The 21,273-nt window shown below is 61.0% G+C and carries 19 protein-coding genes; 14 read left to right on the forward strand and 5 right to left on the reverse strand.

The window, feature by feature from the left end; all coding sequences use genetic code 11:
* Positions 1-40 precede the first annotated feature (40 nt).
* The 3 genes from N008_RS12835 to dnaA all read left to right on the forward strand — a co-directional run bounded on the left by N008_RS12835 (position 41) and on the right by dnaA (position 3,497).
* On the forward strand, positions 41-805 hold the full coding sequence (locus N008_RS12835; RefSeq protein ID WP_081910786.1) for a 5'-nucleotidase C-terminal domain-containing protein: 765 nt from the start codon (positions 41-43) through the stop codon (positions 803-805).
* Positions 806-916: 111 nt separating this feature from the next.
* Positions 917-1,846, forward strand: coding sequence for a bifunctional metallophosphatase/5'-nucleotidase (locus tag N008_RS12840; protein ID WP_044018724.1), 930 nt, complete (start codon positions 917-919; stop codon positions 1,844-1,846).
* Positions 1,847-2,000: 154 nt separating this feature from the next.
* Positions 2,001-3,497 carry a chromosomal replication initiator protein DnaA gene (dnaA, locus tag N008_RS12845; protein WP_044016520.1) on the forward strand — a complete coding sequence of 499 codons (1,497 nt, stop codon included), beginning with the start codon at positions 2,001-2,003 and terminating at the stop codon, positions 3,495-3,497.
* Between the two features lie 69 nt (positions 3,498-3,566).
* Here dnaA and N008_RS12850 read toward each other — a convergent pair whose 3' ends face one another.
* Positions 3,567-4,055, reverse strand: a complete 489-nt coding sequence (locus N008_RS12850) for a hypothetical protein (protein WP_044016523.1) — start codon at positions 4,053-4,055, stop codon at positions 3,567-3,569.
* 158 nt (positions 4,056-4,213) lie between these two features.
* Entirely contained in the window at positions 4,214-4,642 is a 429-nt protein-coding gene (locus tag N008_RS12855) for an OsmC family peroxiredoxin (protein WP_044016525.1), read from the reverse strand.
* A gap of 91 nt (positions 4,643-4,733) precedes the next feature.
* Between N008_RS12855 and N008_RS23185 the strand changes: the two genes are divergently transcribed.
* From N008_RS23185 to N008_RS12875, 6 genes are all read left to right on the forward strand, one after another.
* Positions 4,734-5,075, forward strand: a complete 342-nt coding sequence (locus N008_RS23185) for a hypothetical protein (RefSeq protein ID WP_156109306.1) — start codon at positions 4,734-4,736, stop codon at positions 5,073-5,075.
* Between the two features lie 277 nt (positions 5,076-5,352).
* Positions 5,353-6,852 carry a GH3 auxin-responsive promoter family protein gene (locus N008_RS12860; protein ID WP_044016527.1) on the forward strand — a complete coding sequence of 500 codons (1,500 nt, stop codon included), beginning with the start codon at positions 5,353-5,355 and terminating at the stop codon, positions 6,850-6,852.
* A 315-nt stretch (positions 6,853-7,167) separates the two neighbouring features.
* Positions 7,168-7,644 carry a hypothetical protein gene (locus tag N008_RS12865; RefSeq protein ID WP_052381512.1) on the forward strand — a complete coding sequence of 159 codons (477 nt, stop codon included), beginning with the start codon at positions 7,168-7,170 and terminating at the stop codon, positions 7,642-7,644.
* Between the two features lie 31 nt (positions 7,645-7,675).
* Positions 7,676-8,521 (forward strand): endonuclease/exonuclease/phosphatase family protein, encoded by an 846-nt coding sequence (locus tag N008_RS12870; protein ID WP_044016529.1) that lies wholly within the window; start codon positions 7,676-7,678, stop codon positions 8,519-8,521.
* 41 nt (positions 8,522-8,562) lie between these two features.
* The gene (locus tag N008_RS23190) at positions 8,563-9,129 is read left to right on the forward strand and encodes a hypothetical protein (protein ID WP_156109307.1); all 567 of its coding nucleotides are present in this window, start codon (positions 8,563-8,565) and stop codon (positions 9,127-9,129) included.
* Positions 9,126-9,602: a hypothetical protein gene (locus tag N008_RS12875; RefSeq protein ID WP_044016531.1), complete on the forward strand. Its 477-nt coding sequence runs from the start codon at positions 9,126-9,128 to the stop codon at positions 9,600-9,602. Before N008_RS23190 ends, N008_RS12875 begins: the two co-directional genes overlap by 4 nt.
* 122 nt (positions 9,603-9,724) lie before the next feature.
* On the opposite strand, the gene N008_RS12880 is transcribed toward N008_RS12875, so the two are convergent.
* Complete coding sequence (locus N008_RS12880; RefSeq protein WP_044016534.1) at positions 9,725-10,204, reverse strand: hypothetical protein; 480 nt, start codon at positions 10,202-10,204, stop codon at positions 9,725-9,727.
* A gap of 173 nt (positions 10,205-10,377) precedes the next feature.
* Between N008_RS12880 and N008_RS12885 the strand changes: the two genes are divergently transcribed.
* From N008_RS12885 to N008_RS12895, 3 genes are all read left to right on the forward strand, one after another.
* Positions 10,378-11,544, forward strand: coding sequence for a 1-deoxy-D-xylulose-5-phosphate reductoisomerase (locus tag N008_RS12885; RefSeq protein WP_044016536.1), 1,167 nt, complete (start codon positions 10,378-10,380; stop codon positions 11,542-11,544).
* A gap of 119 nt (positions 11,545-11,663) precedes the next feature.
* Positions 11,664-13,010 (forward strand): RIP metalloprotease RseP, encoded by a 1,347-nt coding sequence (gene rseP, locus N008_RS12890; RefSeq protein ID WP_044016538.1) that lies wholly within the window; start codon positions 11,664-11,666, stop codon positions 13,008-13,010.
* 104 nt (positions 13,011-13,114) lie between these two features.
* Positions 13,115-13,621 (forward strand): cupin domain-containing protein, encoded by a 507-nt coding sequence (locus tag N008_RS12895; RefSeq protein WP_044016540.1) that lies wholly within the window; start codon positions 13,115-13,117, stop codon positions 13,619-13,621.
* Positions 13,622-13,762: 141 nt separating this feature from the next.
* Here N008_RS12895 and N008_RS12900 read toward each other — a convergent pair whose 3' ends face one another.
* Positions 13,763-15,499: a hypothetical protein gene (locus N008_RS12900; protein ID WP_052381513.1), complete on the reverse strand. Its 1,737-nt coding sequence runs from the start codon at positions 15,497-15,499 to the stop codon at positions 13,763-13,765.
* 235 nt (positions 15,500-15,734) lie between these two features.
* On the opposite strand from N008_RS12900, the gene N008_RS12905 reads away from it, so the two are divergent.
* Positions 15,735-16,232 (forward strand): DUF6702 family protein, encoded by a 498-nt coding sequence (locus tag N008_RS12905; protein WP_044018728.1) that lies wholly within the window; start codon positions 15,735-15,737, stop codon positions 16,230-16,232.
* A 256-nt stretch (positions 16,233-16,488) separates the two neighbouring features.
* Here N008_RS12905 and N008_RS12910 read toward each other — a convergent pair whose 3' ends face one another.
* Entirely contained in the window at positions 16,489-18,480 is a 1,992-nt protein-coding gene (locus N008_RS12910) for an OmpA family protein (protein WP_231569705.1), read from the reverse strand.
* 261 nt (positions 18,481-18,741) lie between these two features.
* Between N008_RS12910 and lon the strand changes: the two genes are divergently transcribed.
* Positions 18,742-21,243: an endopeptidase La gene (gene lon / locus N008_RS12915; protein ID WP_052381515.1), complete on the forward strand. Its 2,502-nt coding sequence runs from the start codon at positions 18,742-18,744 to the stop codon at positions 21,241-21,243.
* Positions 21,244-21,273 lie beyond the last annotated feature (30 nt).

The following is a 21,273-nucleotide window of genomic DNA, read 5'->3' on the forward strand; positions in this document are numbered from 1 at the left end:
CGGGCAGAGTACCTTTGCGGTCCGTTTCTTTTCTGACCCGATGCAACTCCTTCGTTCCCGGACGGCTGCGCTTAGCCTGCTGGCGGCTGTAGCCCTGTTTCCTGCCTGCCAGCGCGCCACCTACGTGGCCAAGCCCCAACTGGCCCCCACCACGGCCCAGCCCGTAAGCAGCAGCCTGCCCGACGACGCCACGGCCGCCGCCACCATCGCGCCCTACCGCCAGCGCGTCACCGAGCAGATGACCACCGTGCTGGGCACGGCCCCGGTGGCCATCACCAAAAACCCGGGCGAGTCGCCGCTGGCCAACTTCGTAGCGGATTTGCAGCGGGTGCGCGCCGCCCGCGAAACCGGCCAGGCCATGGACCTGGGCGTGATGACCAACGGCGGCCTGCGCGCCCCGCTGCCGGCCGGTGCCATCACCACCGGCTCGGTGTTCGAGCTGATGCCGTTCGAGAATGAGCTGGTGGTGCTGGACGCCCCCGGCGAAGTGGTGCAGCAGCTCTTTACGTATGCGGCCCGCGTGAAAATGGCCGTGTCGGGCTCCACCTACACGGCCACGCCCGACGGCAAGCCCACCGATATCCGCATCGGTGGTCAGGCCTTCGACCCCGCTCAGGACCGCCTCTACACCATCGCCATCAGCGACTATCTGGCCGGCGGCGGCGACCAGCTCACGTTCTTCAAGGCCCTCAAGCCCCGCGGCACCGGCGTGCTGCTGCGCACCGCCATCATCGACCACATCCGGGACCTCACCAAAGCCGGCAAGCCGGTAGAGGCCAAAGCCGAAGGCCGCGTGAAATTCTAATGTGCTGGTTGCTGATGAGTTGCTGTGCTGAGTTCGTTCAGACAGCAAGCACAGAACTCATCTATGCAGCCGCCGCACATAAGCACATCCACACATCAGCAAATCAATACCGTGAATCGTCGCGACTTTCTGAAAAATAGTGGCCTGGGAGCCGCCAGCCTGGGTTTGTTGGGGCTGAACAGCCTGCCGGCCGTGGCCGCCGACGCTAAAGCCGGCCGCCTGGTGATTCTGCACACCAACGACATGCACTCGCGCGTGGAGCCCTTCCCGGCCAACGCCTCGCAGTGGGCCGGCATGGGCGGCATGGCCCACCGGGCCGCGCTCATCAAGCAGATTCGGGCCCAGGAGCCCAACGTGCTGCTCCTCGATTCCGGCGACATCTGGCAGGGCACGCCCTACTTCAACTTCTTCCAGGGCGAAGTGGAGTACAAGCTCATGACCCAGATGGCCTACGACGCCAGCACCCTCGGCAACCACGACTTCGACAACGGCCTCGAAGGCCTGCAGAAGCAGCTGCCCAACGCCGGCTTCCCGTTCCTGATTGCCAACTACGACTTCTCCGACACCATTCTGGCCGGCAAATTCCAGCCGTACAAGGTGTTCGAAAAGGCCGGCCACCGCATCGGCGTGTTTGGCATTGGCATTGAGATGGCCGGGCTGGTGGCCGACAAGAACTTCGGCGCCACCAAATACCTCGACCCGATTGCAGTAGCCAAAGACATGGTGGCCAAGCTGCGCGGCCCCGAAAAGTGCGACCTGGTGATCTGCCTGTCGCACCTGGGCTACAAGTACGAGTCGGCCAAGCTCGACGACTTCAAGCTGGCCGCCGGTGCACCCGGCATCGACCTGATTCTGGGCGGGCACACCCACACCTTCCTGGAAAAGCCCGACGTGGTGGTAGCCGCCAACGGCCACCAGACCCTCATCAACCAAGTGGGCTGGTCGGGCATCAACCTCGGCCGCCTCGACTACACGTTTGAGCGCGGCACCCGCCGCCCGAGCGTGGCTGCCGCCGCCGTAGTGCCCATTCAGGCAGCCTGATAAAAGCCGGACAAATACAAGGGGCAAAACGGTTTTTTCTCTCCTGACTTTTCCACATTTTTGTCTCCCTTTGGAAAAAACGGGCCCTTCCGGGGCCCGTTCGCGCCTCTGCTATTCTACCTAGACACCACCGAATTTCGTAACTAACTGCTTGATGCTGAAGGATTGCCGTACAGTCTGGGCCAATTGCCTTCGCGTCATCAAAGCGAATATTGGTGAGCAGAGCTACCGAACGTGGTTCATGCCCATCATGCCGGTGCATTTGCAGAACAACGTGCTCATCATTCAGGTGCCGAGCACGTATTTCTACGAGTTTCTGGAGGAGCACTACGTGGAGGAGCTGAAGCGGGCCATCCATCAGGAGCTGGGTCCCGACGGGCGGCTGGAATACAGCATCGTGGTCGACCAGGGCAACAGCCAGAACCAGCCTCGCACCCTCAACCTGCCCACCGCCCGCAAGGCCGCCGGCCCCGCCGACGTAGCCACCCCGGCCGCGGCCCTGGCCAGTGGCCCCATGTCGTCTTCGGCGCGGCACGTGGCGGGCGCGGCGGCGGCGCCGGCTTCGTCGGCCACCACGCTGCGCAACCCCTTCGAGGCCAGCAAGGCCATCGACCGCAACTACCTGCACTCGCAGCTCAACGGCAGCTATACCTTCGAAAACTACATCGAGGGCGACTGCAACCGGCTGGCACGCTCGGCGGGCCTCGCCGTGGCCAACAAGCCCGGCACCACCAGCTTCAACCCGCTGATGGTGTACGGCGGCGTGGGCCTCGGCAAAACCCACCTCGTGCAGGCCATCGGCAACCACATCAAAAGCTCCAACTCCGACAAGTTCGTGCTCTACGTGTCGGCGGAGAAGTTCACCAACCAGTTCATCGAGAGCCTGCGCGCCAACGCCGTGCAGGACTTCGCGAACTTCTACCTGCTGGTGGATATTCTGATTCTCGACGACGTGCAGTTTCTGTCGGGCAAAGACAAGACGCAGGAGATGTTCTTCCACATCTTCAACCACCTGCACCAGGCCGGCAAGCAGATTGTGATGACCTCGGACCGCCCGCCGCGCGACCTGGTAGGGCTGGAAGACCGGCTGCTGTCCCGCTTTAAGTGGGGCCTGACGGCTGACCTGCAAAGCCCCGACTTCGAGACGCGCATGGCCATCATCCAGAACAAGATGCAGCAGGATGGCATCGACATCCCGCCGCAGGTGGTGGAGTACCTGGCGCACTCCGTGAACACCAACGTGCGCGAGCTGGAAGGCGTGCTGATTTCGCTGGTGGCCCAGAGTAGCCTCAACCGCCGCGAAATCGACCTGGAAATGGCCAAGCAGGCCCTGCGCCACATCATCGAGGAAGTGGAGGCTGAGGTCAACATCGATTTTATCCAGAAAACCTGCGCCGAATATTTCAGCGTGCCGCTGGATTTGCTGAAGGCCAAAACCCGCAAAAAGGAAGTGGTGACGGCCCGGCAGGTGGCCATGTACTTCGCCAAGGAGCACACCAGCCATTCGCTTAAGAGCATCGGCCACCACTTCGGCGGCCGCGACCATAGCACCGTCATCCACTCCGTGCAGACCGTGTCGGATTTGATTGACTCTGATAAGAATTTCCGCAGCCAGATTGTGGAACTGCGCAAGAAGTTCGCCGGCCGCTAAAGGCCTTACAATCCATAAAAAAGGCTTCCCCAGCGGGAAGCCTTTTTTTATGCTGACGGTTGGCCGGCGCTACGCAACGGCCGGGCCTTCCACAAACGGAATCTGATACTGCGTGGCGAATCCGCGCAGCTGCTCCATGAGCAGGCGGCGGCGCTTGCGGCCGCGCACTTCGCGCAGGCTGAGCGCGTAGGTGCCGTCGTTGTGGGTGTGCACGCGCACCTGGCGTGGCACCAGTTCCAGCCGGCTGATGTTTTCGGCCGCAATTACCTGCTTGGCGCGGAACAGACCGGCTTTGTGCACGATGTAGCCGGGCGTGAACTCCAGGTAGCTCTGCGTGCCAAAAATCGGCGCATTATGCACCAGCACGTAGCCCACGTAAATCAGGCTGAACACCAGAAACACGTAGTGCAGGAAGTGCAGATCGTTGAGGCCCTGGTCGGTGACGATGAGCGCCACGGTGTAGGCAATCCAGAGTGAGCCGATGAACAGTTGCCCCCAAAACGGGATGCGGGAAGTGTTGGCGGGCTGAAGCCGGATGCGGGTAGAGGTAGTGGGCATAAAACGGTGATGGTCGCAACAAAAGGCAAAGTAAGCGAAAAACCGGCAACGCACGCGGCGCAGCCGGTTTTGCACGGACTGTCATTCCGAGCATAGCGAGGAATCTGGGTAACTACTTGTGATGAATCCAGATTCCTCGCTGCGCTCGGAGTGACACCTTACTTCAGCTTTGCCGAAGCCAACTCCATTTCCGGTACGGCTTTCAGCAGGACTGAAATAGGGCAGTTTTCCTTTGCCTTCTCGGCGTACTGCTGGAATTCTTCCTGCGAGATGCCTTCTACTTCGCCTTCGGTGGTCAGGCTGATTTTCACCACTTTCGGCACCTCGCCTGAAGTATCGAGCGTCACCTTCGACTCGGTGTTGATCTGCTTGACGGCTTTGCCATCTTTGGTGAGGATGCTGGTCAGGAACATGGTGTAGCAGCCGGCGTGGGCCGCGCCAATCAGTTCTTCGGGGTTGGTGCCTTTCTGGCCCTCGAAGCGCGCACCTACCGAGTAAGGGGCTTTAACGGTGCCGCTCTGGGTGGCAATTTCGCCGCTGCCTTTGATGTCGCCGTTCCAGACGGCCGTGCCACGTTGGTTGATCATGGGGAAGTAGAGTATGTTTGGAAGTGAGGGTTGCGCCGATACGCAACTAGCATACTGCCTTACGGGAGCAGAGGTTTCTATACTCGCTTTCATGGACCGTAAACTTTTCCCAACAATGCCATTACCTTCTGTAGATCCACCTTCCTCATCAGATCCAAATAACTGGGTCATTACCTTGGGCTGGTTAGGATTTGTGCTTTGGACCATAGAGCTCTTGTCGAGTTACGCTAAAGTTGAAATAGTTGATAGTACAGACCTTCGAACTTCTTTCCATTTTTTACAGATAGGATTGGGCTGGTTATGGCCTATTGCATTGGTCTTGAATTTCCGCGCTTCAACCTTACGTCCCGTCTTGCGGTATCTGTTGATGAGTACGGCAGCATTTCTGGCTGTGCCTGCATTCTTCTATTCCTTGTTGTTGCTGGGCGTTTAATGGGTTGGTCATGAGGCAACATGGCAGGACAAGCAGGTTCTATATCAAAGCATAACTGACGCAAACGTTCGAATAGTGGCACAATCCCGGGACGATGGTTTTGCAACCAGTTATCCGCAGCAGCGGATTGTTAAGCTCACCCCGTTATTGGGCCTATGGCAGTTTGCTGAGCCAGTGGATACATCCTGTTTCAAAGCAACGGGATGGAAGAGAGTAGGCTACGAGTAGGCGACAAGCGCAGTACATTTACGCCTTTACTTTTCGATGCTGCCTACATATGGGTCTGAAATCCACCCTGAGCCGGCCGCTGGCCGCCTACGTTGTCCGCCAGTACGCCCAGTGGCAGCAGGACCCTATCGGCACGCAGCAGCGGGTGCTGCGCGGGCTGCTGGCGCAGGGCGCCCGCACCGCTTTCGGCCGCGACCATGACCTGGCCACGGCCCGCACCGCCCAGGACCTGGCCGCCCGTGTGTCCGTGCGCGACTACGAAGCCCTGAAGCCGTATTTCGAGCGGGTGAAGGCCGGCGAGGCCGATGTGCTCTGGCCCGGCAAGCCACTGTACTTGGCCAAAACCTCGGGCACTACGTCCGGGGCCAAATACATTCCGCTCACCAAAGACAGCATCCCGAACCACATCAACGGGGCGCGGGATGCCCTGCTCCACTACGTGCACCGCACCGGCAAAAGCCGGTTTCTGGATGGAAAGCTGATGTTTCTGTCGGGCTCGCCGGAGCTGGAAACGGTGGGCGGCATCCACACGGGCCGGCTCTCGGGTATCGTCAACCACCACGTGCCGGCCTACCTGCGCCGCAACCAGCTGCCGAGCTACGCCACCAACGTCATTGAGGACTGGGAAACCAAGCTCGACCGGATTGTAGATGAAACCCTGCCGGCGCCGATGACCCTGATTTCGGGGATTCCGCCCTGGGTGCAGATGTACTTCGACCGGATTGTGCAGCGCACGGGCCGGCCGGTGGGGGAGGTGTTCCCCAATTTCGACCTGTTCGTGTACGGCGGCGTCAACTTCGAGCCCTACCGCAAAAAGCTGTTCGACACCATCGGCCAGCCCGTGGACAGCGTGGAGCTGTTTCCGGCTTCCGAAGGCTTCCTGGCCTTCCAGGACGAGCCCGGCAACCCCGGCCTGCTGCTGCTGCTGGACGCGGGCATCTTCTACGAGTTCATCCCGGCCGAGCGGTTCTTTGAGCCCAACCCGCCCCGCCTGACGCTGGCCGAAGTGGAGCTGGACCGCCAGTACGCGCTGGTGCTGAGCAGCAACGCCGGCCTCTGGGGCTACTCCATCGGCGACACGGTGCGCTTCGTAAGCAAGTACCCGTTTCGGGTGGTGGTGTCGGGCCGCATCAAGCACTTTCTGTCGGCTTTTGGCGAGCATGTTATCGGCGAGGAAGTGGAGCAGACTCTGCGCGAAGCCATGCGCCAGCACCCCGAAGCGGAAGTGGTGGAGTTCACCGTGGCCCCCCGCGTCAGCGACGACCCCGCCGTGCCCTCCCGCCACGAGTGGCTGGTGGAATTCGCCCATCCGCCCCACAACCCTGCCGCCTTCGCCGCCGCCCTCGACGCGGGCCTGCGCCAGCGCAACACCTACTACGACGACCTGCTGGCCGGCAATATTCTGGCTCCGCTGCTGCTCACGCCGCTGCCAGCCGGGGCCTTCCAGCGCTACATGAAAAGCCAGGGCAAGCTAGGTGGTCAAAACAAAGTGCCTCGCCTCAGCAACGACCGGACGCTGGCGGAGGGGCTGTTGAGTAGTTGGCTATGAATCAGGTAAATGGCGTCGTGTCAGTAATAGTGGGTATTCTAACGTGCTTGTTAGCTGCCTTCTTCTTTTTAGGAACTCCGGAGGGACATGCTGAATTACTGCAGAAGGAGTGGTGGACGGCCTTCACGGGGCGGTGGTATGGGTTCAGTGTGCTCGGCTTATTTCCATCCGCAGTATGGTGGCTTGTCAATGTCCTGTGGAGGTGGGTAAGACCAGCACATTCAGTAAAGCTTGGGCGCGCTGCTTGGACTTTAGCTTGTGGCCCAATCATAGGGTCTTTTTTGGGAACCGTTGCCTTCTGCTGGCATTAGAAGAATGCACATCGCCTTCGACCTTGACAATACGCTCATCCGCAACAACTATCCGTTTCCGCTGGAGCAGCCCCGCTGGCCGCTGCTGACGCGGTTGCTGCGAACGGAAAGGCTGCGGCAAGGGATAAAGGAATTGGCGGCCTATTGTCGGGCGCAGGGGTGGGAAGTGTGGGTGTACACTACGTCTTACCGCAGCGTGTGGCATATCCGGCAGCTGTTCTGTCTGCACGGCATCCGGCTGGATGGGGTCGTCAATCAGCCGCGCCACAACCGGGAAGTGCGGGCCCAGTGTAGCAAGCACCCGCCCACATTCGGCCTCGACCTGCTGGTGGATGACTCTGAAGGCGTGCGGCTGGAAGGCGAGCGGCACGGCTTTCGGGTGGTAGTTGTGCAGCCGGAGGATGCCGACTGGGTAGCCGCCGTGCGGAGGGTCGTGCGGCCTGGCCCGGCTGAAAGCACCCGGGTAAGCCAGAACCCGTAATTTGCTCCGCCTTCCACCTTTCACTTCCACCATGCGCCTGCTTGTTCTGGTGCTGCTGAGCTTCCTGCTCGGCAGCCATTCCACCGTTGCTCAGAAGCCCACCCAACCCTTACGGGTAGCCACTTACAACCTGCGCCTCAACGTGGCCAGCGACGGGGTGAATGCCTGGCCTAACCGCAAGGAGCTGGTCAAAAACCTAGTGCGCTACCACCAATTCGATGTGTTCGGTACCCAGGAAGGCTTCCGCGGCCAGCTCAACGATGTGGCCGAGCTAACAGACTACAGCTTCGTTGGCCACGGCCGCGACGATGGCAAGGAAGCCGGGGAGCACTCGGCCATCTTCTACCGGAAAAGTCGCCTGCAGCTACTGCAATCCGGCGACTTCTGGTTGAGCCAGACACCCGACCAGCCCTCCAAAGGTTGGGATGCCAAATGCTGCAACCGCATCTGTAGCTGGGCCCGTTTCCGCGACCTTGCCACCAAAAAAGAGCTGTTCTTCTTCAGCGTCCACTTCGACCACGAGGGCGTGGAAGCCCGCCGCCAGTCGGGCCTGCTGATGGTGCAGAAGATCAGGGAAATTGCCAAAGATGCTCCCATTATCTGCGTCGGCGACTTCAACTCCACCCCCGAAACCGAGCAAATCCGGACGATGCAGACGCTGCTCCAGGATGCCTTCCGCATCACTCGGCAGCCACCCTATGGCCCCGTGGGTACGTTCAACGGCTTCAAGCTGGATGCGCAACTGGCTGACCGTATCGACTACATCTTCGTGAGCCGGCAGTTTACCGTCTTGGATTACGCCGTTCTTACCGATTCCATGCGCGGCCTGTACCCTTCCGACCATTTTCCGGTACTGGTGAACGTAGTGCAGCAGTAATCAAATGAATTGCAGAAAGCGAATCATACATTTCCTGACTGATGCTTACGTTCCTGCTGAGCCTGTTATTATCGATGGTGGCTGCTACCTCTGCTCCACCGTTTTTGGATATCCCTGTTATTACAAATACCTCCGTGGGCAAGGCTCAAATAGGTATGGCGACAGGTAAATTGCGGGAGCTATACAAAGGGTGCACCTTCACCAAAGTAGATATGGCTCGCTACGGCTGGTATGGAGATGGTGACACGCCTCGCGGTGTGCTGGTTACTCAAGAGAAAAGACCTTTTTTCGTATACTTTGAAGACTGGGAAAAACCTGGTAGAATCCGCGGAATAGTGGTTTTACACCCCTCTTACCGAACTCGAAAGAATATTGGAGTGGGTACCACATCAGGGGCATTACGAACCGCTTTTCCGGCCATTACTGTTGGGCAGGACATGATGGATGATTACAACCAGAACATTCAAACTGCCTCCTTAAAGGGAAGTCCGATTACGTACACGTTTGCTAAACAGAAGGACGTTGGTAAATACACGGATGAAGTGTTTGATTCTCGTATTGTGAATGTAACGGCGGTTATTTCCTGGATTACGATTTTTCCCAAATGACAAATACTACAACGGAAGTCACTTTCCAGATAAAACCCCAACTCCACGCCCTCTGCCTGGCCTACGTGCAGGAGCGCATCGACGCCTGCCAGGCCGCCATCCGCGCCGCCCAGGAATCGGCCAACTCCGAAACCAAGAGTAGTGCCGGCGACAAGTACGAAACCGGCCGCGCCATGGCCCAGAACGAGCGGGACCGGAACGCCATCCAGCTGCAGCAGGCTCAGCAGCTCCAGGGTGAGCTGCAGCGCATCAACCCCGCCCTGCCCTGCGACACCGTGCGGCCCGGAGCGCTGGTGCGCACCAGCATGGGCACGTTCTACCTCGGCATCAGCGCCGGCAAGCTCACCGTGGAGGAACAGGACTACTTTGCCGTATCAGCCGCCGCGCCGGTAGCGGCGGCGCTGGCCGGCAAGCGTGCCGGGGAGGCCGCTACGTTCAACGGCAAGCCAGTCCGGATTGAAGACATTACGTAGCGCGTGAAAGGTGGCACGGACTGCAGTTCGGAGCCCGAACACGCTGCGCAAACAGGCCCGTAGCTTGTACAGCGGAGTGCTCAGTCAGACGGGCTACGGACTGAAGTCCGGGCCACAGCCGGCTACAGCCGCGGCAGCAGGCTGCCCAGGCCGCGGATGTTGAGGCGTACGAAGTTGCGGACCCGCTCGAACTTGGTGGCGGCTTCTTCCAGCTCCTCGTCCTTGTCCATGCGGCTGGGGCGGTGCGTGTCGAGCAGGGTGAAGATGGTGGCGGCCACGTCCATGTAGCCCAGAATCATCATAAACAGCAGTTTCTTGTCGTCCTCGGCGTAGCTTTTCTGGCGCACGGCTTTCACCAGGCTATCGAGCTGGCTGGTTTCGTCCACGAACAGGTCGCGCAGCACGGCGCGCTGGTGCTGGTAGTCGAGCAACTGCTGGGGCTCCAGAGCGGCGGCAGAAAAGGGGAATTCGGTGGTGAAGGCCGTGGCCGCCCGAAACTGCTTTTCGGCGGCGTACACGGTGCTCAGGTGTTTTTGCAGGCTGGCCCACAGGCCGGTGCGGGCTTTGTCGAAGGCAGCAGAAGCGGCGGCAGGTTCGTTCACGGGGAGTAGGCAGGTAGCTGAAAGAGCAAAGTACGCGGTTTTCGGGGCGGCAGGCCAGATTCCGGCCGAATGGTTCTGCCCGCACAGCTACAGCCGCCCACAACGCCCGCCGTGGCTGCCGCTAACTGTGCGGGCTTGCACTACCTTTGCTTACCCCAGTATCCCGATTTTCTATGCCCTCTGAATTCCCCAAACGCGTCAGTCTGCTGGGCTCCACCGGCTCCATCGGCACCCAGGCCCTCGACGTGGTGCGCGCCCAGCCCGGGCGGTTTCTCGTTTCGGCCCTGTCGGCGCAGTCCAACGCCGACTTGCTTGTAGCGCAGGCGCGCGAGTTCCGGCCCGCCGCCGTGGTCATCGGCGACGAAGCCAAGTACCAGCAGGTGCGCGACGCCCTGGCCGGGCAGCCCGAAACCGAGGTGCTGGCCGGCGTGGCCGCCCTCACCGAAGTAGCCGCCCGCCCCGACACCGACGTGGTGCTCACGGCCATGGTGGGCTACGCCGGGCTGCTGCCCACGGTGGCCGCCATTCGGGCCGGCAAAGACATTGCGCTGGCCAACAAGGAGACCTTGGTGGTGGCCGGCCAGCTCATCACCGGGCTGGTGCAGGAGCACGGCGTGCGCCTGCTGCCCGTCGATTCCGAGCACTCCGCCATTTTCCAGTGCCTGGTCGGGGAAGAGCAGAATCCCATCGAGAAAATCATCCTCACGGCCTCGGGCGGCCCGTTTCGGGGCCGCAGCCGTGAGCAGCTGGCCCAGGTCACGAAGGCCCAGGCCCTCAAGCACCCCAACTGGGACATGGGCGCCAAAATCACCATCGACTCGGCCTCGCTCATGAACAAGGGCCTGGAGGTGATGGAGGCCAAGTGGCTGTTTGGGCTGCGCAACGACCAGATTGAGGTAGTAGTGCATCCGCAGAGCATCATTCACTCGCTGGTGCAGTTCGAGGATGGCTCCCTGAAGGCCCAGCTGGGGCTGCCCGATATGAAGCTGCCCATTCAGTACGCGCTGGGCTACCCGCAGCGGCTACCCAACGACTTCCCGCGCTTCCGCTTCCTCGACTACCCCCAACTCACCTTCGAGCCGGCCGATACGGCCGCCTTCCGCAACCTGGCGCTGGCGTTTGCGGCCATGGAGCGCGGCGGCAACGCCCCCTGCATCCTCAACGCCGCCAACGAAGTGGCCGTAGCGGCCTTCCTGCGCGATGAGGTCGGTTTTCTGCAAATGTCGGACGTGGTGGAGGAGTGCCTGAGCCGGGTTTCGTACCTTGCCAATCCGTCGCTCGACGACTACGTGCTTACTGACAAGGAGGCACGGCGCGTCGCGCAGGAAGTCATTGGCTGAAGCGCGCGTAAGTGTAAAGAATAGCGGCAGACAACAGACGACACGTTTATCGTTGTTTCCGTGTTTCATCCGCATCAGCCACCTCATCACCGTTCACTTCATCACCTAATTACTTTCCGTTGGAAATTCTCATCATGGCCGGGCAAATGCTGCTGGGCCTTTCCATTCTGGTTGGTTTGCACGAGTTCGGACACTTCGCAACCGCCAAATACTTTAAAATCCGGGTCGATAAGTTTTACATCTTCTTCGACTTCCTGTTTCCACTGCCGAACGTGCTCAACTTCGCGCTGGTGAAGAAAAAAATCGGCGAAACGGAGTACGGCATCGGCTGGTTTCCGCTGGGCGGCTACGTGGCCATCCACGGCATGATCGACGAGACGCAGGACGCCGACAGCCTCGCCGCCGAGCCCCAGCCCAACGAGTTCCGGGCCAAGCCCGCCTGGCAGCGCCTGATTGTGATGCTGGGCGGCATCATCATGAACGTCATCACCGGCGTCCTCATCTTCACGCTGCTCACCTACTCGCAGGGCGATACGTACCTGCCGGCTTCCGAGGTGCGCTATGGCATCCTGCCCAGCAAGCTGGGCGAGGAAATGGGCTTCCGCGCCGGCGACAAAATCGTGAAAATCAACGGCCGCCCCTTCACCGAGTTCAACGACGTCTACAGCCCTGACGTGATGATGGGCTCCAACTCGTTCTACACCGTGGAGCGCCAAGGCCAGCTGGTGGACGTGCCCGTGCCGGCCAACTTCCTCGACCGCCTCTCCGACCAGGGCCCCGAGCGGTTTGTGATGCCCCGCAACCCGTTTGCCGTGGATCGGGTGAACTCCGGCAGCCCCGCCGCTGTGGGCGGCCTGCTCCCCAACGACCGGATCGTGCAGCTCGACAACAAGAAGGTGGAGTTCTTCCCCGAGTTTCAGAAAGACCTGCTGGCACGCGCCGGTAAGCCCGTGAAGCTGACCGTGGAACGCGCCGGCGCCCTGAAAACCCTAGACATCACCGTGGACGAGGAAGGCCACCTGGGCTTCTTCCCCAAGTCGCTGCTCAAGGAATCGGTGCGTTACTACTCCTTCGGCGAGTCGGTGCCGGTGGGTACGAAAAAGGCCTTTGGCGTCATCACCAACCAGATTACGGCGTTCGGCAAGATCTTCAAGGGCGAAGCTTCGTTCCGCAAGTCGGTGGGCGGCCCCTGGGAAATTGCCCAGCAATACGGCCCCACCTGGGACTGGGTGTGGTTCTGGACCATGACCGGCATGCTCTCGATGGTGCTGGCCTTCATGAACCTGCTGCCCATCCCGGCCCTCGACGGCGGCCATGTGGTATTCCTGCTCTACGAAATGGTAGCCGGCCGCAAGCCCTCCGACCGGTTTATGGAGAATGCCCAGAAGGTAGGCATGATGATGCTGCTTACGCTCATGGCCTTCGTGCTCATCATCAACCCCATCCTGAAGAAAATCGGGATTTAGGCGAGTCTAACGGATGCCCGGTGGTTGCCTGCTGTTAAAAAGGTAGCTGCCGGGTATTATTGCTTTTTTCAGAACTTGCGCCATTATTCCTTTTTGCATTTTTGATGAGCACCCTCGACGAGAGAAAGACACAGCTATTTCAGCAAACTGAGACTCAACTTCAGCAGCAAGGGTTTCGCATTGATAGGCAGGACCAGGCCCGGCCGTGGGGCGGCTTTTTCGTAATTGCGGAAGACCAGGCCCAGCAGTTTGCCGATGTCTATTTTGATAGCCTATCAGTAGATACGTTGCGCATTTCCGGCAAGCTGAGCCCTAAAATTCTGCTGGTGGCGCCGAGCAAGCGGCTGTCGTGGCAGTACCACCACCGCCGCGCCGAAATCTGGCGCGTGGTGCAGGGGCCGGTGGGCGTGGTCACGAGCAACACTGACGAAGAAGGTGAGCTTAAAACCTACCAGCCCGGCGAAATGATTACGCTGCGCCAAGGCGAGCGGCACCGTCTCGTGGGCCTGAGCGGTTGGGGCGTGCTGGCTGAAATCTGGCAGCACACCGACGCCGCGCAGCCTTCCGACGAAGACGACATCGTGCGCGTCCAGGACGACTTTGGCCGTTAGAATCACGGATTAGCACGGATTTTAGCGGATTTCACGGATTTTGTGGACGGAGTTGGTTTGGTTTTCCACATCACCTGAAACAGAAAGAGGCTTGCCAAACGGCAAGCCTCTTTCTGTTTTACTCAGCTACTGAAACCTGCGTTACTCGGCGTTTAGGGCTGTGCTCAGGGCTTGTAGCAGCTTGGTTACGCCGGCTTCTTCGCCGGTGGTGCCGAGGTGCACGCGCAGGGTGCGGCGGTTGTAGTCGTGCAGGGCCTGCAGGTCGCCGGCGGCCTGGGCGTTCTGGAACGTGCCGAACGTGTACGGGCGGCCGGGCAGGTCTAGGTCCTGGGCGTGGTCGGTGGTGATTTGCAGGAACAGGCCGGTGTCGGGGCCACCTTTGTGGTACTGGCCGGTGGAGTGCAGGAAGCGCGGGCCGTAGCCCGAAGCCGTGGCAATGTGCTTGCGCTGCTGCACCAGGGCGCGCAGTTCGTCCAGCTCGGCGTTCAGGGCGGGCGTTTCCATCAGGTAGGCCTGAATGCAGAGGTAGTCGCCGGCTTTAGTCTGGTCGAAGAAGGCGCGCAACACGTCGGCGGGGGTGGCGCCCGCTACGCTGGTGTAGTAGGCCAAGCCGTCCTGCTCCAGCACCGGGGAGCTGGTCTGGGGCAGCGCGCCTTTTTCCACCACCACTTTCATCAGCTGGTCGGTGGCGGTTTTGGCGGCCTGCACGTTGGGCTGGTCGAACGGGTTGAGCTGGAGCACGGCGCTGGCTACGGCCGTGGCTACTTCCCAGCGGAAGAACTCCTGGCCTAGGTCCAGTGCATCGTGGAGCAGAATGGTGATAACCGGATGGCCCGCGGCCTGCAGCGCCGCCACTTTCCGGCGGTTCTCGGTGTCCGGCTGACCTTCGTAGCCCACGTACACAAACACGCGGTCCTGGCCATATACCTCGGGGCCGTTGAGCGGGTCGCCAGCCAGGGGCAGGATACCTTTGTCTTCCTTGCCGGTGCTTTCAGCAATGAGCTGCTCCAGCCACAGGCCGAAGTCGGAGAGCCCGGCGGGCACCACCAGCGTGAGCTTGTCGCGGCCCTGCTGGGCCAGTACGCCCAGCGCCACGCCCAGATCCAGGCCGGGGTTGTTGGCTACGTGGCCCTCCGAGCCGCTGGCCTTCATCATGCCAATGGCGCGCTCCAGCAGCGTTTTAATGTCGATGCCATACAGCGCGGCCGGCACAAGCCCGAAGTAGGAGAGGGCCGAGAAGCGGCCGCCCACCTCCGTGAAGTTCAGGAAAATGCGGCGGTAGCCCTCGGCGGTGGCCTGGGTTACGAATTTGGAGCCGGGATCGGTGATGGCCACGAAGTTTTCGCCGGCCTTCTTACCTTTCAGCTCTTTCAGGCGGGCGTAGAAGTAGTCGCCAAACGCCAGCGGCTCGGCCGTGGTGCCCGATTTGCTGGCTACCACAAACAGGGTTTCGGTTAGCGGCACGGCGGCTTCAATCTCGCGCACCGAGCCGGGGTTGGTGGTGTCGAGCACGGACAGCGGCAGGCCGTCGGCGCTCTGCTCGAAGGCCTGCTTGAACACGATGGGCGTCATGGTGCTGCCGCCCATGCCCATCACCACTACGTGCCGGAAGCCGGCGGCCTTCACCTCGCGGGCAAAGTCCTGGATTTCGCCCACCCGGGGCAGCATGGTTTCGGCCACGCGCAGCCAGCCCATGAAGCTGCGCAGGCTCTGCTGGGCGTCGGCGTCCTGCACCCACAGGTCGGCCTGCTTCTGCCAGAAGCCCGCCGTGAAGTTTTTGTCGTTGAATTCCTGCAGCTTGCTGTCGACAGCGGCCTGGTAGGAGCCAAGCTGCATGGTCTGGGCCGGAATAGAGGTAGAAGGAGTGTTGTGCGCCATATCGGGTCAGTTGGAATGTTGCGAGAAAAGGGGCTGATGGCGGCAGTGCCTGGCAGTAGGTGCCGGGTGAAGCCGCGCGCTGCCCGCCGCAAAGGTAGAGAAGCCCGTTACTTTTGCAGCCCTGCTCCTCGAAACCCGTCTGGTAGTCGCCGGCTGCCACCCGGACCCGTCTGCGCGGACTGCCTGCCCCGGCATGATTATCGCCTTGGCCGGGTTCCTGTCTTACTCTCCTATGATGTTTCGTAAACTCCTGTTGTTCTCGCTGCTGCTGCTGGCCTCGCTCACGGTATGGGCGCATACCTACCACGCCAGCATCCTGGATGTGCGCTACAACCCGGCCAAGCAGCAGCTGGAAGTGGCCCTCAAAGTCTTCACCGACGACTTCGAGGAGGCCCTGTCGGTAGGGCAGCCAACCCCCATCAGCCTCGACCAGACCCCCAAGCCACTGGTGCAACAGCTGACCACGGCCCTGCTGCGCAAGTCGCTGGCATTCGGGGCCCGGCCGGGCGAGGCGCTGCCGCTGCAGTTTCTGGGGCTGCAGAAAGAGCGGGATGCCCATTGGCTCTACTTCACCCTGAAAACCGCCCGGCCGCTTACCGGTTTCACGCTGCGCAACACGCTGCTGCTCGACCAATTCCCCGACCAGATGAACATCGTAAACCTGGAAGCTGGCGGCAAAAAGCAAAGCCAGCTGTTCCGCGACGGCGAGGAAACCCAGAAGTTCAACTGGTAGCGGCATGTAGCATAGGCTTTAGCCTGTGCCCGCTGTCGTTGCGAGCATATGGCGAATCAAGCCAGTGTCGAAGCAATCCTTCCTCTCGTGGCAGACACTTTCCTTATAGATAAGCCCTCCGGTGTTAGGTGCGTAACCTAGTGCCGGAGGGCTTTGTGCTTAATTTGCGCTTAGCGCACGGAGAGGAAGGATTGCTTCGCGCTGCTCGCAATGACACGCGCTGGCGAGCACAGGCTGAAGCCTATGCTACATTTCGTTACTTCCACTCGCCGCCACCGTCGGCGGCGGGCTTCTTGCTTTCTTCGCCGTCGGGCCGGATGAGGCGGAACTCCACGCGGCGGTTGGTTTTGGCGTCTTCGTCGGTGACTTCCTCCTTCAGCGGTTTGGTGGAGCCGTAGCCGAAACTGTCGATGCGGTTGGGCTTGAGCTTGCCCTTGGTTTCGATGTAGCGCCGGATGGACTCAGCCCGCTCCTGCGAGAGCCGCTCGTTGAATTCCGGGTCGCCTTTGGAATCGGTGTGGCCCGTGATGCTGAGGCGGAACGTCGGGTGGTCGACCATGAACAGCGCAATGCGGTCCAGAATGGGCTGCATGGACGCCCGGATGTGCGACTTGTCTTGGTCGAACTCGATGTTCTGGAAAATCAGCGGCAGGCCGTAGTCAATCGAGTTGGTCATGAGCTTCATCACCGTGTCGCCTTTCAACTCAAACTTCTTCTCCAAACTAAAGAAATCGGGGCTCTGGATAATCATCACGTAGTGCGAGCCGTCAATCAGGTCGAAGTCAAACGAGCCGTCGGGCCGCAGGTACTTGGCTGCCACCTCAATGCCGTTGTCGGTATCCACAATCGTGACGATGCCGCCCAGGGGCCTGCGGCTGACGGAGTCCATCAGCAGGCCCTCCACGTGGGTGGTGGCCAGCGGCTGCGCCTCCATCGGGAGCGGAAACGAGAAGAGGTCCAGGTTCTTCATTTCCTTTTCCTCGGAGCGGGCATAATACAGGTTCTTCGACTCGCTGTCGATGGTGAAGTAGTACTCCGAGCCCTTGCCGTTCACGAGCGGGCCAATGTTGCGGGGCTCCTGCCAGCGGCCCTGCACCCGGTAGGTTTTGTAGATGTCGAAGTCGCCGTAGTTGAGCAGCTGCCCGCGCGAGCTGAAGTACAGCACGTTGTAGAGCGGGTGGAAAAAGGGGCTCACCTCGCTTTCGCGCGTGTTCACAATCGGGCCCATGTTCAGGGCCTTGGCCCACTGCCCGTTCTTGGTTTTGTAGGTGTACCAGATATCCGACAGCCCGAAGCCGCCCAGCCTATCAGAGGCGAAATACAGCGTGTCCTCGCCGCGCGAGAGGGTGGGCTGCGAGTCCCAGGCGCCGGAGTTCACCTGGGAGCCCAGGCTCTTGGGCACGCTCCACTGCCCATCCTGGAACGTGGACGTGAACAGGTCGCAGTTGCCGTGGCAGTTGGGGCACTCGCAACGGGCGAAGTAGATGGTTTTGCCGTCTTTGGTGAAGCAGGCCGAGCCCTCGTTGTAGGGCGAGTTGATGGGCTTGGGCAGCGGCTCGGCGTCGGTCCACATTTCGCCATCCTTGCGCGACACATACAAATCCTCGTCAATCACCTGCTTGATGCCGCCGCGCACCTTGCGCTTCGACGAAAATAGCAGCATGCTGGCGTCGGGGTTCAGGGTGGGGCCGTAGTCTTCCACCGGCGAGTTCACGGCGTCGCCCATGGTGGTGAGCACGCCCTTGGGCGGGCGAAAGGCCACGATGTTCTTGCGGTACTCCACCAGCTCGTAGTACACCTTCAGCGGCACGTAGAAGTCGGCCGTTTTCTGCTCCAGTGAGTCGTAGTAGAGCTGAATCTTCTTCACGTCCTGGCGGTGGTGCTTGAGGGCCAGGCGGTAGTAGGCCTTGGCGCGCTCCTGGTCGCCTTCCTTTTCCCACAGCTGGGCCATGCGCCAGAGCATGGGCGTGTTTTTGTAGAAGTTCTCGATGCCGAACTTGGCCACGTACGCGCCCAGCAGCACGCGCGCCTGCCGCCACTGGCGGCGCTTCTCGGCTTTCTGGATGGCCTTCAGCTCTTTCTTGTTTTCGTAAAACGCCACCCGGTTGATGTTCGGAAAGCTGGGGCTGAGGTCGGGCCGGGCGCGCACGACGCGGGTGCGGGCATTGATGCTTTTCTGGGCCTGGCAAACCAGCGGGAAAGCCGCCAGCCACAGCAGCAGCAGCAAAGAACGAAAGGAGCAGAACATAGCAGAATACAACACCGGAGCCGGCCGGGGGCGGCGCGGGCGGTCAAAAATAGGAATTTTCAGGTATACCCCGCTAGTGGCCGGCCGGGCTGCCGGAGTGGCCGGGCCGGGTGCCAGCGCGGCGCACCCGGCGGGCCCGGGGCAGGGTGGCACGGCACTTGTCAACCCTGTATATTGGGTAGCGGTGCCCGGGCGCCCCGGCCGGCCGCCGGGGTGCTGCCATTCTGGCACCGCCTGCCGCTTTTGCTCCGATCCGCGTATATGCCTTCAATTCCAGCTGCCTTTTCTTCGCCTTTCCTGCTGATGACCGACGACTCTTCCGATATCGTATCCATTGTAGCCACCGACCCCGACCAGCCGCTCAACGCTCAGGAGTCGCCCGAAACGCTGCCGCTGCTGCCGGTGCGCAACACGGTGCTGTTTCCGGGGGTGGTGCTGCCCGTCACGGTCACGCGCAAGAAGAGCATCCGGCTGGTGCGCAAGGCCTACCGCGGCAACAAGATTATCGGGGTGGTGGCGCAGAAAAACAACCAGCACGACGACCCCACGCTGGCCGACCTTTACCAGGTGGGCACCATGGCCAAGATTCTGAAGCTGCTGGTGCTGCCCGACGGCAATACCACCATCATCATCCAGGGCCAGTCGCGCTTCCAGATTGAGGAGGAGCTGCAAAGCACGCCCTACCTCACTGCCCGCGTCAGCTACGCCCCGGAGATTTTCCCCGACAAGGCTTCCAAGGAAGTGAAGGCGCTGGTGGCGTCGCTGAAAGACGCGGCCGCCAAGATGCTCAAGCTCAACCCCGAGATTCCGCAGGAAGCCCAGGTGGCCCTCGACAACATCGAGTCGCCGTCGTTTCTGACGCACTTTCTCTCGTCCAACATCAATGTGGAAGTGGGGCAGAAGCAGAAGCTGCTCGAAATCAACGACGGCGTTGAGCGCGGCACCATGCTGCTGGAGCTGATGCTGAAGGAAATTCAGCACCTCGAAATCAAGCACGAAATCCATACCAAGGTCCACACCGACATCGACCAGCAGCAGCGCGACTACTTTCTGCGCCAGCAGATCAAGGTGTTGCAGGACGAGCTGGGTGGCGGCGACAGCCCGGATCAGGAAATCGACAAGTTCCGGCAGCGGGCCAAGCTCAAGCAGTGGCCGGAATCAGTGGCCAGGCATTTCGCCAAGGAACTCGACAAGCTGGGCCGCGTGAACCCGCAGGCCGCCGAGTATCCGTTGAGCGTGAACTACGTGGAGTTTCTGCTGGATCTGCCCTGGGCCGAGCAGACCAAGGACAACTTCAACCTGAAGCGCACCAAGAAAATCCTCGATGCCGACCACTACGGCATGGAAAAGGTGAAGGAGCGCATCATCGAGTACCTGGCCGTGCTTAAGCTGAAGCAAGACCTGAAGGCGCCGATTTTGTGCCTTTACGGCCCTCCCGGCGTGGGCAAAACCAGCCTCGGCCGCTCCATTGCCAAGGCGCTGGGCCGTAAATACGTGCGCATGAGCCTCGGCGGCGTCCGTGACGAAGCCGAAATCCGGGGACACCGCAAAACCTACGTGGGCGCCATGCCCGGCCGCATCATCGCCCAGATCAAGAAAGCCGGCGCCTCCAACCCCGTCATCGTGCTCGACGAAATCGACAAGCTGGCCTCCGACTTCCGCGGCGACCCCAGCTCGGCGTTGCTCGAAGTGCTGGACCCCGAGCAGAACTCCACCTTCACCGACAACTACCTGGAGGTGGAGTACGACCTGAGCCGGGTGCTGTTCATTGCCACGGCCAACTCGCTGGAAACCATCCAGCCCGCCCTGCGCGACCGGATGGAAATCATCGACCTGACCGGCTACACGCTGGAAGAGAAAACCCAGATTGCCAAAAAACACCTCTGGCCCAAGCTCCTCACCGACCACGGCCTGAGCACCAAAGACGTGGCCATCACCACGCCTGCCCTGTCGCGTGTGATAGACGACTACACCCGCGAGAGCGGCGTGCGCAGCCTGGAGCGCAAGCTGGGGGCCGTGGTGCGCAACATTGCCAAGAGCAAGGCCATGAAGGAGGAATTCCCGGCGGCGCTGGAGCCCAAGGACATTGTCCGCATCCTCGGCGCGGCCACCTTCGACCGGGACCTGTACCAGGACAACGAAACTGCCGGCGTGGTAACCGGCCTGGCTTGGACCAGCGTGGGCGGCGACATTCTGTTCATTGAAAGCCTGCTGAGCCGCGGGCGGGGCAAGCTCACGCTCTCGGGCCAGCTCGGCGACGTGATGAAGGAGTCGGCCATTACGGCGCTCAGCTACCTGCGCAGCCGCGCCGACGAGCTGGGCATCGACTACCGCCTCTTCGACCAATACGACCTGCACATTCACTTCCCCGAAGGGGCCGTGCCCAAGGACGGCCCCAGCGCCGGCATTGCCATCTTCACCAGCATTGCCTCGGTGTTCACGCAGCGCAAAATCCGCAGCCACCTCGCCATGACCGGCGAAATCACGCTGCGGGGCAAGGTGCTGCCGGTAGGGGGCATCAAGGAGAAGATGCTGGCCGCCAAGCGCGCCGGTATCCGCGACATTATCCTGTGCCAGAAAAACCGCAAGGACATCGAGGAAATCCCCGCCGAGTACGTCAAGGACCTCACCATCCACTACGCCGACCGGGTCGACGACGTGCTGCGAGTGGCGCTGCTCGATGAGCTGGTGGCGCACCCCATGCCACTCGTCGTGCGCGATGAAGCGCCGATAGCCCCGTCGCCCAGCGTGGAGGTGCAGTAGCAGCCAGCAGGTAGTTGGGAAGTGACCGGC

Origin of the sequence: Hymenobacter sp. APR13 (assembly GCF_000737515.1) — a bacterium.
Classification (GTDB): Bacteria; Bacteroidota; Bacteroidia; order Cytophagales; family Hymenobacteraceae; genus Hymenobacter.

Excerpts from the sequence above, each read along its gene's own strand:
- N008_RS12850 (WP_044016523.1), bottom strand. The coding sequence starts at position 4,055 with ATGCCCACTACCTCTACCCGCATCCGGCTTCAGCCCGCCAACACTTCC.
- N008_RS12875 (WP_044016531.1), top strand. The coding sequence starts at position 9,126 with ATGACAAATACTACAACGGAAGTCACTTTCCAGATAAAACCCCAACTC.
- N008_RS12860 (WP_044016527.1), top strand. The coding sequence starts at position 5,353 with ATGGGTCTGAAATCCACCCTGAGCCGGCCGCTGGCCGCCTACGTTGTC.
- N008_RS23185 (WP_156109306.1), top strand. The coding sequence starts at position 4,734 with ATGGACCGTAAACTTTTCCCAACAATGCCATTACCTTCTGTAGATCCA.
- dnaA (WP_044016520.1), top strand. The coding sequence starts at position 2,001 with ATGCTGAAGGATTGCCGTACAGTCTGGGCCAATTGCCTTCGCGTCATC.
- lon (WP_052381515.1), top strand. The coding sequence starts at position 18,742 with ATGCCTTCAATTCCAGCTGCCTTTTCTTCGCCTTTCCTGCTGATGACC.
- N008_RS12855 (WP_044016525.1), bottom strand. The coding sequence starts at position 4,642 with ATGATCAACCAACGTGGCACGGCCGTCTGGAACGGCGACATCAAAGGC.
- N008_RS23190 (WP_156109307.1), top strand. The coding sequence starts at position 8,563 with ATGCTTACGTTCCTGCTGAGCCTGTTATTATCGATGGTGGCTGCTACC.
- N008_RS12900 (WP_052381513.1), bottom strand. The coding sequence starts at position 15,499 with ATGGCGCACAACACTCCTTCTACCTCTATTCCGGCCCAGACCATGCAG.
- N008_RS12865 (WP_052381512.1), top strand. The coding sequence starts at position 7,168 with ATGCACATCGCCTTCGACCTTGACAATACGCTCATCCGCAACAACTAT.
- N008_RS12910 (WP_231569705.1), bottom strand. The coding sequence starts at position 18,480 with ATGTTCTGCTCCTTTCGTTCTTTGCTGCTGCTGCTGTGGCTGGCGGCT.
- N008_RS12905 (WP_044018728.1), top strand. The coding sequence starts at position 15,735 with ATGTTTCGTAAACTCCTGTTGTTCTCGCTGCTGCTGCTGGCCTCGCTC.
- N008_RS12895 (WP_044016540.1), top strand. The coding sequence starts at position 13,115 with ATGAGCACCCTCGACGAGAGAAAGACACAGCTATTTCAGCAAACTGAG.
- N008_RS12835 (WP_081910786.1), top strand. The coding sequence starts at position 41 with ATGCAACTCCTTCGTTCCCGGACGGCTGCGCTTAGCCTGCTGGCGGCT.
- N008_RS12885 (WP_044016536.1), top strand. The coding sequence starts at position 10,378 with ATGCCCTCTGAATTCCCCAAACGCGTCAGTCTGCTGGGCTCCACCGGC.
- N008_RS12870 (WP_044016529.1), top strand. The coding sequence starts at position 7,676 with ATGCGCCTGCTTGTTCTGGTGCTGCTGAGCTTCCTGCTCGGCAGCCAT.